Origin of the sequence: Peptoclostridium sp. (assembly GCF_009881055.1) — a bacterium.
GTDB lineage: Bacteria > Bacillota > Clostridia > Peptostreptococcales > Peptostreptococcaceae > Peptoclostridium_A.
In genome coordinates this window covers 18427-32124 of the sequence record NZ_WXFG01000002.1, presented here as the reverse complement: position 1 = coordinate 32124, position 13698 = coordinate 18427, and the positions used below count along the sequence as shown (strand labels likewise).

The 13698-nt window shown below is 50.2% G+C and carries 9 protein-coding genes; all 9 read left to right on the top strand.

What is annotated here, in order from left to right; all coding sequences use genetic code 11:
* Window positions 1-3498, top strand: a 3498-nt coding sequence (locus GT589_RS00310) for an IPT/TIG domain-containing protein (RefSeq protein ID WP_293394216.1), incomplete at its 5' end; no start/stop codon positions are given.
* 16 nt (window positions 3499-3514) lie between these two features.
* Window positions 3515-5155: a hypothetical protein gene (locus GT589_RS00305; protein ID WP_293394213.1), complete on the top strand. Its 1641-nt coding sequence runs from the start codon at window positions 3515-3517 to the stop codon at window positions 5153-5155.
* A gap of 19 nt (window positions 5156-5174) precedes the next feature.
* Complete coding sequence (locus tag GT589_RS00300; RefSeq protein WP_293394210.1) at window positions 5175-6704, top strand: S-layer homology domain-containing protein; 1530 nt, start codon at window positions 5175-5177, stop codon at window positions 6702-6704.
* Between the two features lie 461 nt (window positions 6705-7165).
* Entirely contained in the window at window positions 7166-7849 is a 684-nt protein-coding gene (locus GT589_RS00295) for a YveK family protein (protein WP_293394207.1), read from the top strand.
* A gap of 9 nt (window positions 7850-7858) precedes the next feature.
* Complete coding sequence (locus GT589_RS00290) at window positions 7859-8614, top strand: CpsD/CapB family tyrosine-protein kinase (protein ID WP_293394204.1); 756 nt, start codon at window positions 7859-7861, stop codon at window positions 8612-8614.
* Window positions 8607-9407 (top strand): tyrosine-protein phosphatase, encoded by an 801-nt coding sequence (locus GT589_RS00285; RefSeq protein WP_293394201.1) that lies wholly within the window; start codon window positions 8607-8609, stop codon window positions 9405-9407. Before GT589_RS00290 ends, GT589_RS00285 begins: the two co-directional genes overlap by 8 nt.
* Window positions 9408-9417: 10 nt before the next feature.
* Window positions 9418-10473, top strand: coding sequence for an S-layer homology domain-containing protein (locus tag GT589_RS00280; protein ID WP_293394198.1), 1056 nt, complete (start codon window positions 9418-9420; stop codon window positions 10471-10473).
* 71 nt (window positions 10474-10544) lie between these two features.
* A complete protein-coding gene (locus tag GT589_RS00275; protein WP_293394195.1) occupies window positions 10545-12983 on the top strand; it encodes an S-layer homology domain-containing protein in 2439 nt (812 codons plus the stop codon).
* A gap of 61 nt (window positions 12984-13044) precedes the next feature.
* Entirely contained in the window at window positions 13045-13677 is a 633-nt protein-coding gene (locus GT589_RS00270; protein ID WP_293394192.1) for a hypothetical protein, read from the top strand.
* The last annotated feature ends 21 nt before the right edge of the window (window positions 13678-13698 follow it).

Below are 13698 nucleotides of genomic sequence, written 5' to 3'. Positions count from 1 at the left end.
ACAGAAGACGAGTTCATGGTGCTTAACGTCAACGAGAAAGGCGAAATATCTCTGTCGAGCTCAAAGGCGGCCTACGAGATAAAGGCTTCCGGAGACGCCATAGTGGCAGTCGACAGGGACGGCAATGAATACACGGTTTCATACCCCGAAAAGGAGCAAATAAAGCTCACGTGCGAAGGCAGGGAGACGGTAACACTCACAATGATGACGCCGTTTGCCGTAGATGAGGCTGGTAAGATATACGGCGACCGCGTTAAGGTCAAGGACATGAACACCATATACTTCTGGGTTCCGGGGCAGTCGCATCCCGACTTTAGGGATCTTCCAAGCAACTTCTATGACCTGACAGTGATAAACCCTGACACAAAAAAGGACACCAAGTCAGGCCAGAGCGGATTCTACCTAATTACCACGCCCAACACAAATCAAAAACCATGGGTGGGAGAAAACGGAATATCGCCTAATTTTGGCTTGATTGCCGGAGGGTACACTATAAAAATCTCGGGCGAGGGCTTCGACCCGCAGGCCAAGGTATACATAAACGGAGCTGAGGCCAAGGTTAACAGCGTAAACACCGGCGGCACGCAGATGGAGATAACAGTGCCTGCATACGTAAAAAAGCAGGGCGATATGACAACCCAGAAGGCCAGGGTTCCGGTTGTGATACTCAATCCGGGAGGCGCTAGCTGGAGCAGCAAGCTGGAGAACGAATACTTCACATACTACGCTCCGTTTTCCACGCCGGTAATAAGCAACATCCAGCCTGCAGCGGAGGGCACCACGCTCGGCGGGGACATGATAAGGATAGACGTAAGCGATATCAGAACAGGAAAGGACGAACTGGGCAATCCTGTGCTGCCTAAGGTCTACTTTGGAAGCAAGGAGGTCCAGCTGGAGCAGGAGAACATATTCAACGGCTACATAAAGCTCAAGACCCCTCCCAACGCAGCCGGAACAGCAGACGTAATATTCGTCAACCAGGGCGAAAACAGTTACGGGATGTCAAACAAGCTCAAATTCACATACAGAATGTCTCCAACGTCAATAATAAGCGTTCTGCCTCCTGTGGGCGACAAGGCTGGGAACGAATCGGTGGAGCTCATAGGAACAGGCTTTGGAGCGACTCAAATAGAGCTAGTGGAGAGCCTGGCCTCGGGCGAAGCTGCTGGGGCATATGTGGATCCAAAGCCGACAATGCCTCTTGTAAGATTCGGAGACGTGTCAAACAGAAATAGAACCGGCACGGGCGAGATTGAAAACTCCAAGGCCTACGTGGGCCTTGAGGGCGGACTTTCGGCAGAATACGACGAAGCCCAGTCCACGGTAAAAGTCAGCATAAAAACAATAGATGCAGAATACACGGGCACTGTGGACGGCTACAGCGGCCAAACCATATTCGTGCCTGCAGAGCTTCTAACGACAGCACAGGGCGCAAAATATTTCGGCAAGGAACTCATACGGCTTGAGGTTTCAAATGACAGGCTGATTGTAGAAAGAGGCTACGCGCCTTATGCAAGGCTTGTGAGCCCGGAATTCATAGAGCTTACGACGCCTTCGTACTTCAGCGCCGTCAAGATTCCGGTGAAGGTCAGCCTATCAGTCATGAACCCGGACGGCGGAATTGCAAAGTCGCAGTTCGAGTACAGGAATCCGGACAGCAAGCCCCAGATAGAAAACATCACCAAGGATTCAAGAAATCCGGAAAGTGTGCCTTATGATTTTTCGGGCACTGTAAAGCAAATAAGGCTCCTTAAGGTGTCCATAGCAGGCGGCAACACTATGGCCATAATAGGCAGCGACTTCAGGGAAGGAGCCAGCGTGCAGATAGGCGACCTCCCTGCGATAGACTCCTCGAAATTCAGGGAGTCTGATTCGAGCATGATAGTGTTCGACATGCCGGCCGTGCCTCAAAGCTACATAGGCAAGCTCTGCAAGCTCAAGGTGATAAATGCAGACGGGGGCATAGCCTCCTCCGAGAACTCGCAGCCAGGCATATACATCCAGTTCATAGGCGGCGACAGCGTGCCTAGGGTGGATGCCATAGCGCCGGCAATCGGCTCAAGCAGCGGAGGCGACTGGGTGACTATAACAGGAGATGACTTCAGGGACGGCCTCATAGTGATGTTCGGAGGAGTTCAGGCTGCCGAGGTAGCGCGCGTGGACTACAAGACGATAAAGGTGAAGACGCCTGCGCACATTCCGGGAAAGGCGGACGTCAAGGTTGAAAACAGCGATGGGGAGATAGCAGTGCTAAGAGGCGGATTCACATTCGTCAGCGGCCCCGCAATCGACTCGGTGGTCAAGGCTTCCGACATGAAGACCTCAATGGATTCGCTTTCGGCTTACGGCGGCGAAAGCATAGCCATAAAGGGCAAAGGCTTCATGCAGGGAGCAAGAGTTGTGTTCATCCCCGAGCTGGAAGAGTCCCAGACTCCTGCACTCTATATAGGCTCCAAGGGCTACGTGGTAAAAGCGGGAGCCGACGCGAAGGCTGTGGAGTGGAAGGATGAAAACACCCTCATAGTCACAACTCCGGAAGGCGTAACGGGAAAGAAGGGAATGATTGTAATCAATCCTGACGGAGGAGCGACCTTGGTATACAGCATAACGTACGGACTTCCTAGCGTGGACGCGCCGTCAGATGTGAGCGCCGAGCTTATATATGACAGGTATATAAGCATAAAATGGAGCGCGGTAGAGGGCGCCAAGGGCTACGACATATACGCGATAGAGGGAGGCAGGGAATACCTTGTCTACTCGACCTCAAACACCAGCTACATATACCAGGACGTGAAGGCCGAAACCTCCTACAGATTCAAGATAAAGGCGCAGGGCGCAGTTTCAGCGTCCAAATACTCAAGAGAAAGCAACAGAGTCACAACAGGCAAGAATGCGGGCTACGTGGACGCGGACTCAGGCCTTGGTGAAAAGACAGCAATGTCAATTTCGGGTGCGCAGGCAAGCGTGACGGTAGGCGAGGACGATGCGGGCGATACCCTTAGGATTGACCTGACATCAGGCAGGCTATCGGGCGCGACTTCTGCTGTCATAAGCATGAGCTCCCAGATTGTAAGGGATTCTGGCGCCGCGGACATAACGGTAATAGGCAGGGACTTCACGCTCAGATTCAATCCTAATGCATTCGACGCTTCTGGGCTTGACAGCTCAGGCGGCTCGGGAGTGAGACTTGAGATAGCGAAGGCGGCAGTGCCGTCGGGCAGCCAGGACGCGGCAGTCTCGACGGAATATACATTGAAGGCCTACGCCTACAGCAGGAACGGTCAAAAGCAGCTCGACTACATGGCGGAGTCTGCAATGCTCGAGCTGAGCTTTGACCCGACAAAGCTGGGAATGAGAAGGTACAGCAAAGCAGAGCTCAGCTATTACGATGAAAGCCAGCGCGTCTGGAAGAGCGCTGAAGGCGGGACCGCATACCAGAATTCGGCGTCCGCGAGGATAAGCAGGCTCGGAAGCTACAGGGTCACAGGCTCGAGATAAAGGGGAGGAAGTAAGCTTGAACGATAAGATCGCAAGAATCATAAAAAGCGCAGCTGCACTGCTGCTGGCAGCAGTAGTGGCATCAGGGCTGGCGCTGCAACCATCAAGCGCCCAGGAGCTTTTCCCAAGGGGTAGCATAGAAGGCTATCTGCTTGGAATATCGGGCAACGCCGTGACAATAGAAGACTACGACGGGGATATCCACACACTCCTTGCGGACGAGGAGACCGAGCTCTCCATGGACATGGAGACAATATACAGCCTATCGGAATTTAAAAGAGGCATGGAGGTATATATAGAGTACTCCAGAAGCAGGATTGAATACATGGACGGCTACTCAACTGCGGTATTCGCCCAGATAGACACTCAGACCAAGACAAGGACTGGAACCGTGGTGTCAGCGGGCGCAGGCAGGCTGTCCATAAGAGACGTCATGGGGAACGTCTCCGAGTACACCTGGACTCCATCCACGGTCTCAACCAGAGCCGGGGTTAACGTCAAGGCAGAGTCGATTGTGGCGGGCGACCGCGTAAAGCTCTTCTTCGACACATACGACACATCGGAGGCCAGCAGGATAGAGGTTCAGGGAAGGTCAGTGCTCCTCAAGGGCATTTACAGGGGCGTCATAGGCACGGCCGACAGGTATGACGACACTATAACACTCCAAAAGCTCGAGGTCCTAAGAAACGGCAAGTGGGAGAAAGTTAGCAGCGCAAGCATGAAGCTCTCGGCCGACGGCAAGGCATACCTTGGAGGCTATGAGCTTTCAAGGAGCAACATAGGCTACTACAAGGGCAGAACTGCCTATATGGCGGTGGGCAGCTTTTTCGGGGCAGATTCCATAGAAAAGCTGGTGATAAAGGACAGCTTCGAGAGGCTCTACTCGGAAAGAGTTGACGAGCTCAGCGCGTTCAGCTCGCAGATAGAGCTCTCCAACAAGAGGAACGTTACTATAACTCCGGCCAGCATAGTAGTAAGGGGCGGAAGACTAGTAGACACATCGGCCATACAAAAAGGCCAAAGCGCACTATTGGTTTCAGACTCTTCGCCGTCAGGAGAGGCGGCCAGCGTTGTAATGATAACAGGCGAGGTTGCGGACCCCTCAGCTGCAAAGGGCAGCTTCCTATACAGCGCAAGGCTGGAGCAGATACTGCCCTACCAGATAAAGACAAAGAGGCTCTACGCTCTTGAAAACCACGAGTGGGAGAGCATGAGCGCAGAGGAGTTTACGTTCGATGAAGAGACATACATCTACGATGCGGAAAAGGGCGAGAAGCTGGACGTCGCTAGATTCGCATCGGGCGAGTACGACGATTCGAAGGACGCCTACATATATGCACAGGGCGATAGGGCATCGCTCATACTGCTCGTTAAGGATGACGACTCGACAAGGGCTGAGCGGGTAACAAGCGCGATGGCCCAGGGAGCAACTTATGACTCAAGGATAGGCTGGCTGCTTACAACTAGTGACGCGAGCGACTACAGCGCCAGAAAGGAAGCGTGGATTGCAAAGACTGCAGATCTCACTCTCGTGCTCGACGGAGCGCTCATAGTCAAGGACGGCGTCGTGATAAAGCCGCAGGACGTCAAAGCTGGGGACAGCCTGTATGTCGTGAGAGACGGGAATGTGGCTAAGGTCATATTCGTAAAAGATTAGACGTGAGGAGTACGAATTCATGAAAAAACTTATTGCGGGATTTCTCGCATCGATGCTCATGGCCTCGAGCGTAGCCTACGCAGAGCCGCCTGAATTCTCCGGCGGCGTGAGCAACGAATACGAATACGAAGAAGTCGTGTTCATAAGCGGCAAGCCGATAAGATTCATAGGCGAGATGGACATGTCGGAAAGCGCGAAGGAAGAGGAGAAGAAAACCTCCTACAAATTCAAGCTCGCACCGGCCGACAAGTCAATAGACGGCTCGCTCACAAGGACAATAACGCTAGTCACAACATATAAGAAGTGGGACGGCAAGGGCCAGACAAGCGCCGACACCACAGTCGACAAGTACAGCGAAAAGATAGAGCTAGGCAAGGACAAGTACGAGCTCAAGGACTTCCAGTTCTCAAAGTCCGACATAGTCGACAACCGTCCGGCCTCGGACTTCTACTCGGGCAACCTCAAGGGCAGGAAATACTACACAATCAACAAGGACGAGGGCACGGTCACAGTCGACATATCCGGGGCAGACACGGGCTACAAGAACTTCTGGGGCGACACGGGCACCAACATAATAGACATGACCTTCGACTATGAAAGAAAGCTCGCAGCGGCAGAAGGAGAGAAGGAGCAGGACGTGTCATGGACGGGCACGGCAAGGATACTCGCATCAGACAGCATGATGAAGACTCTGCGGTACTCTCCAAACGACGCCTCGCTCTCGAGCTTTTCCGGAGGCAACATGAGGATAACAGGCAGGGACATGACCTCAAGATACACCTACGAGCTTCCCGAAATGGAAGAAGGCACTGCGGGCATAGACCAGGGAGACGGCAAGTTCGCGGCTCCGGAAGGCGACAGCGACAAGGGGACAATCGAGCTTTCAAAGAGCATGGTGCCAAGGCTCGAAAGACTTGCGCTGCCCAAATTCAGGGACCTCTCAGGCCACTGGGCGCAGACCCACATAGAAAAGCTCTACTCCCTCGAGGTGCTTGAGGAAGGCGGAGACTTCTTCACGCCGGACGTGCCTATGACAAGGGCCGAGTACATAAAGGCGGTCATGAAAGCGTGCAACATAAGGCCATCCATGGAGGCCAAAAAGAGCGCCAGAGCTTCGAGGAAGGCTCCCAAGGAAGAAAGCGTGTTTGAGGACGTGAGCATAAGCGACGAGGACTACGCCTACATAAAGGACGCCTACAACAAGGGCATAGTCAAGGGCTCCCAAAACGGCATGTTCCGCCCGGGGGCATCGCTCACAAGGGCCGAGGCCATAACGATACTAGTAAGGGCCCTCGGCTTTGAAAGCAAGGCTCCAACTCCGGGCTTCGCCAGCGGCTTTTCGGACGACCGAAAGATACAAGCATGGGCCAAGGCCAGCATATACGTGGCGAGGGAGATAGGCCTCGTGCAGGGAGACTCGCAGGGCAGGGTAAATCCCGATTCCATAATGAAAAGATCAGAAGCCAGCGCGATGATAGTAAGACTGCTTGAGTTCATGCAAAGAGACCTCCAAAGAGACTACAGGGAGGACATAGTCAACTTCAAATAATACTGGAAAAACAAACAGGGACCATAGACCTAAATAAACATTTTTTATTTATAATTAACTTATAAAGATTGAAAAAAATTTAAAACTATGAGATTATATCTCTAGCGGTGCATATGCCATAAAACCGTTGAAAATGCTAGTTTAAACGACATTTTAATCTACATTTTAAAATGCGACCCAAACCCAAAAACATGCAACATTATTCGACGAGATCCATTATTATAAAAATTAAAGGATAGACATGGAAGTATAAGAAAATTTAATGGATGACAAATCAATTGATGCGGGAAAACGGTTTTCAGAACAGCCCCGGCAATGCATAGGACGATAGAACCAACTTTGCAGCAAGACCAGCGGCGTTGACCGGTTGGCATAAGGATGGTATTATTACCATGATAAGGAATAAATAAACATCATATGCAGATTATATTCAGACGCAATTAGAAAGGGAGTCAGGACAAGTGGAAGAAACAATCGATTTAAGAGAATATTTTGAAATAGTCAAAAAGCACATGGGCATGATAGCTCTTATAACAATACTTGCAGTGACTGTCAGCGCGGCAGTCAGCTTTTTTGTGCTCGCTCCGGTGTATGAGACAAGCACTACGCTCATGGTCAACAAGGCCAAGGAGGACACAAGCAGAACTGTTGAAACCCAGGACATAATGCTCAGCAGGCAGCTTGTGACTACATACGGCGAGATAGCCAAGTCGAATGTAGTGCTCAACAGCGTAATCAAGGAGCTGGGGCTTGACATGGACTCAGGGCTGCTCTCGGAGAAAATAACAATAACTCCTGTGAAGGAAACGGAGATAATGAAAATAACAGTCTCTGATACTAGTCCAAAGCTGGCTTCAAGCATAGCCAATACTACAGCCGGCATATTCATGGGCGAGGTCTCAAGGATAATGAAGATTGACAACGTGCAGATAATAGACAGGGCTGAAGTGCCTAAAGAGCCAATCAAGCCCAACAAGTTACTCAACATAGCCATAGCCGGAGTGCTGGGCATAATGGCGGGAGTTTTCATAGCGTTCCTTCGCGAATATCTGGACAACACGATAAAAACGCCCGAGGACATCGAAAAGCACCTGGACGTTCAGGTGGTAGGCATGATACCAATATTCGACCAGATAGAAAACTAGGAGGAAGCGATGAAAGAGCTGATAGTACTAAACAAGCCGAAGTCTCCTGTTTCGGAAGCTTACAGGGGCATAAGGACTAACATACAGTTTGCCAACGTAGACAAGAACATAAAGACAATACTAGTGACAAGCTCAAAGCAAGGTGAGGGCAAGACCACGACAGTATCCAACATAGCAATAACGATGGCTGACCTGGGCAAGAAAACAGTGATAATAGACTGCGACCTTAGAAGACCAAGACTGCACAAGGCATTCGGAATAACAAACGTCGGAGGAATTACAGACATACTCCTCAACAGCGACTCCTACAAGGGTTATCTCAAAAAGACAGGCATAGAAAACCTAGAAATAATAACGGCGGGACAGATACCTTCAAACCCTTCGGAAATGCTATCTTCAAAAAGTATGGGAAAGCTAATAGAGCAGATTAGAAATGACTACGACTACATATTCATAGATGCGCCTCCTATAGCAGTAGTAACAGATGCGGTAATACTCTCGTCAATGGCTGACGGAGCCATTTTAGTATGCCATTCAGGCGGCGTTGAAGTGGAGCTTGCCAAGAGCGCTAAGCAGGCCCTTGAAAAGTCGGGAGCCAACATAATAGGAGTAGTGCTCAACAAGATGAACATCGAAAAGAGAAGCTCATACTACGCCTACTACTACAACTACTACTCTGACGAAGCCGCAACTGATGGCAAAAAATCAAGACTGGGCTCATCAGGCAGAACAAAGCAGATGAAGGTAGCTTCGGGCAATGATTGATATACACAGCCACATACTCCATGGCATCGACGACGGCTCAAGAAGCCTTGAAGAGTCGCTCGAGATGGCGAGAATAGCAGTGTCAGAGGGCATAGATACGATGATAAATACGGCCCACTACCACATGGAGGTCGACTACGTAAAGGGAGAAGCCCTTAAGGCTGCGGCAAGGAGCTTCAACGAGGAGCTGGGAAGGCAGGGGATAGACCTTAGGGTACTCGTTGGAAACGAGCTTTACTACAGCAGCGATCTGATGGGCAGAATTGACGAGCTCGACTTCTACCCGCTCGCAGACAGCAAATACGTGCTCATAGAATTTAGGCCTGATCAGCTTCCAAGCGACATGGGCGGCATAGCCTATGAGTTCAGGCTGCGAGGATATGTGCCTATAATAGCTCACGTCGAAAGATACTCGCAGGTAAGAGAAAGACCCGAAATGGTAGAGGAGCTCATAGAAGCCGGCTACCTCATACAGGTCAACGCAAGAAACATCGAAAAAGCCGGCAAGGATGAGACATCCAGGACAGCACGCGAGCTTCTTGCAAGCTGCATGGTCCACTTCGTGGCTACAGACTCGCACAGGAGCGACGTAAGAGCGCCCAGAATCAAGGCTGCATACCTGGAGGCAATTGAGCTGCTGGGTAGGGATATGGCGGATTCGATATTCCATGAAAACCCGCAAAGGCTTCTGGAAAACAAGGACATAGAGATTTTTAAAGTAAGGCGGCTGCCAACGAACGGAAAAAAGATGGGGCTGGCTGAAGTTATAAAGAATATTATAAAAAAGCGTTAGGAGTGGAAAAATGAACCTACTAAAGAACAAAATAGTATCAGCAGCCCTAATATCCGCGCTGCTGCTCGGAACGCCGGTTTCAGGAGCATTTGCGGCAGAAGACCTAGACTTTAGCTACATGCTAAAGAAGGTGGCCGAGATAGAAGATCCGACGAAAAAAGAGCTAGGCATGGAAATATTCAAGGAGTACATGGACAGGGAGAATCCTGACGTGGAGGGCCTCAAAAAAGCGCTCAAGATAGCTACCGATTCGGGCACAAAGCAGCAGATTACTAATGCAGGCTACACGCTAGACAAGGTGCTCTCAAAGCTGGATGTGCTGGAAGACATGAACAAGGGTGAGATAGACGCGTTGCTTGACGCGGTTGAAGCCAACGACTTCACGTCAGAGGAAATAAAGGAAATAGCAAAGAAGTACGATGGCGTTGAGGAGCAAGCAGGCGGCGGAGGTGGCGGCGCTGGAGGTACTGCAGGAACGACTGTACAGACCCCGGCAGAGCAGGAAAAGACAACTGCGCAGCAAAACCTTGGCTTCAAGGACATACACGGACACTGGGCCAAGGATACTATACTGGAGCTTTACGGCAAGGGCATAATAAAGGGCCAGTCAGAGGAAAACTTCAATCCCAATGGCAGCATAACTAGAGCCGAATTCACCGCATTGATAGTAAGGGCACTTGGAATAGATGGAACAAAAGCCGTTACATTCGAGGATGTAAGCCAGTCAGACTGGTTCTACAGCGTGGTAGCATCGGCCAAATCAGCCGGTATAATAAACGGCATCAGCCAGAGCAGCTTCGCGCCAAACGAGAACGTGACGCGAGAGCAGATGGTCAAGATAATAGTGGGCGCGCTTGAATACAAGAACAAGCAGCTGCAGTCTGCATATGACATGTCGTCATACCAGGACAGCGCCAGTGTTTCGGATTGGGCAAAGGACTCAATGGGAAAGGCGCTAGCCAAGGGAATAATAAAAGGCCAGAGCGAGAGCCACATAGCACCAAAGGCAATGGCCACAAGAGCTGAAGCGGCAGAGGTAATTAAGAGAGTGCTAGACATCAATTAGATGCCTGCAACCTCTATGGAATAATTAAATTCTATACAAAACAAAAATATACTAAGGGGGAAAGATTAATTATGAGAAAGCTAGTTGCATTTTTACTCATAATCGCCATGAGTTTTGCTTATCTTCCGGCATATTCGGGCGCTTATGCGGCAGATTATTCTCCACAGCTGAACCTGCTCAAGGACAAGCTTGACAACCTTAAAGATGATGACATGGATAACATGCTCTACATACTTGCGGGTATGGTTTCAGATGACTACGACTATAGCGTGGAAATCGAAGCTGCTCTAGACCAGCTTGACCAGGGAGCTCTCGATGAATTGGAAGAAAACGGATTCATAGATTTGGACGATGATGGAGACTGGACAAGCTACGAGGGCATCGAGAAAGTGCTTGCTGCCATTACAGACGTCGTCTATGGCGACTATGCCGAAGACGGCACCAGCCTCAATGAAATAATAGAAAAGGTCAAAGCGGCAGATACTGACATTGAAATCGAATCGGCCAAGCAAGAGGTGCTTGCCGTATACGAATACATAATGGAGTCTCTTCCTGCAGAAGTAGTGGACTACGACTTCTCAAACTATGGAGAGACGCTAAAAGACAAGGCCAGAGTGCTGCTAGAGATGGCAAAGCTAGTGTACACTGATGGCGACACATGCGTAAGGGCTGACGGAGATGGAGGCCTGGAACTGTTCCTCCCAGAGGACTACATAGACAATGCAAATGATGCGCTTGCAGAGCTTGCAATAGACAAGGGCAAGGCCATGGAGCTGGATTCAGACCATGAAGAGGCTATAGGAGTATTCCTGAGCATAATATCTCAGAAGATAAACAGCTACATAGCCGATCCTGAAAACATATCATTGGTCGAAGTACTTACAATAGCAGACAAGCTGGGACTGCTTGAAGGAGACATACCAGTTGATCCGCCTGTCGAGGAAGACAAAACGGCTCCGACAAACGTAACGGTGACGCTCGCTTCCAAGACGACATCGACTGTTAAGCTTAATCTTTCAGCTCAGGATGAGTCGGGAATAGCAAAGTACCACGTGTACAGAGACGGTGACAAGGTTGAAGAAACTACATCAAGCACGTGGACAGACACAGGACTTGAAGCAAACAAAACATACATATATAAGATAAAGGCTGAAGATACAAAGGGCAATATATCAGGCTTCAGCAGCGAGCTCACTGTAAAGACTAACGCTGAAACTGCCGGAGGCGGCGGCGGAGGCGGTGGCGGTGGCGGAGTCACCGAAGAGCCGGGAACTGGCGGAACAGACACCAACGCCAATGGAGACAAGGTTGAGGTATCAACAGAAATATCAAAGGATGCTGTTAAGGTAGAGACTGCCGGCAACAACGCTACTGTGAGCGTAGACGCAGGCGAGCTAAACAAGCAGGTTGAAAACCTTATAGCGGCTCTTAAAGACGCAAAGGTAGAGGAAGGCCAGCAGAAGGTAGGCCAGATAGTGATAGATATCGGCGATATCAAGCAGGACAATGTGCAGCTTAGCATACCGGTAGAGGCCCTCAAAAAGGTAGAAGGCGCCAACACTGAAGTGGTAGTTAAGATGGGCGACGTGCAGGTCAACCTGCCACTTGCCAACATAATATCACAGGGCGAAGCGACTACAGGCATAACGCTTGAAATCAAGACTGTAAACGAATTCAGCGAAGTGCAAAAGAAAATGCAGGACAAGACAAACGGCGCTGTGGAAAAAATAAGCGTGGCCAAGGTGGTAAGCTTTGAACTCTACAAAACGACTCAGCAAGGAGAGAAGCTAAAGGCGGACTCAAACTTCAAGAGCAGTGTTAGAGTAGAAATAGACGTGAAGGAGCTTTCGGTAGATCCTGACAAGACAGTGCTCGTGCATGTTAAGGACGACGGCAGCTTTGACGTAGTGGGCGGCAAGATAAAAAACAGCAAGCTTTCGGCAAAGCTTAAGCATTTCAGCAGCTACGCCGTAGTGGAAAGAACAGTTGAAATACCTGATGCGCTTTCTCACTGGGCTAAAAAGAGCATAGGCTCAATGGCGAGTAAGGACGTTGTAAGAGGCTACGCTGACGGCACATTCAAGCCTGAAAACAGCGTTACTAGAGCCGAATTCGCAAAGCTTGTAGTTACGGCGATGGAGCTTGACACGGAGAGCTACGAAGGCGGCTTTGGCGATCTTGACGGCCACTGGGCTGCAGACTACGTACAGACAGCCAAGAACAGCGGCATAATCAACGGCTACGCTGATGGAACATTCAAGCCAGACGGCGAAATAACAAGAGCCGAAATGGCTGCAATGCTCTCAAGAGCTGTTGCAGGCAAGGCGGGCAGCGTTAATCTTACGCAGTTTGCAGACTCACACAAAATACCGGCATGGGCAAGCAAGGGCGTTGAAGGTGCAGTTGCTGCAGAGCTCATGAAAGGCGACACAAACGGAAAATTCAATCCGGAAAAATTAACAACTAGGGCTGAATCAGCTACTGTGGTATACAGGCTGTTCAACAAATAAAGTAAAGTAAGCCCGGCTTAGCCGCCGGGCTTTTTTTGGACAAAAAAAGGGGGAAAGGCACTTGAAAAAGGGAACTATAGCAAAGGCAACCGCAGTATTGTTCGTTGTTGGCGCACTCTTCATGGCGTTTAGCGATGCACCGGCGGTCAAATTCATGCGCTACGCGGGTGCCAGCATAGTCAGCCAGAGCCCTGAAGAGGACAAGCAGATAGAGCAGCTGCAGGAGCAGATAGGCAATGAAATGGACAAGGCAATAGAAGAGGAAGTAAAAAAGCAATCGGCAGAAAACGAGCCGAACCTAGACAGTGCAACTGAAGGCGCAGAGCAGGAAGGCCAGAAGGCCCCAACACCCTCAAAGGAGAGCATAGTATCCAAATACAAGGGCAGGCTCGAGGCGCTAAGAGGAGCGTCCTATGGCCAGATAAACTCGCTTCTGGGACAGGCCAAGGGCGAATACCTTTCATATCCTCAGGAACAAAGAGAAGAAGTCAAATACCAGATAGCGCTCAAATACCTGAGGCTCGCCAGAGGAGCCGAAAGCGCAGTTGACGCCAGATTCAACGCTGTAGCCGGCGAATTTGAAGCCGAGCTTAAAAGAAACGGCCACGCCACGGACGTGGTAGACAAGGCAAGAAGCCAGTACAAGGCTGAAAAAAGGGAAAGAATGGAATACTACATATCAAAGGCCATGTAATTTTAATATGAAAACAAACGA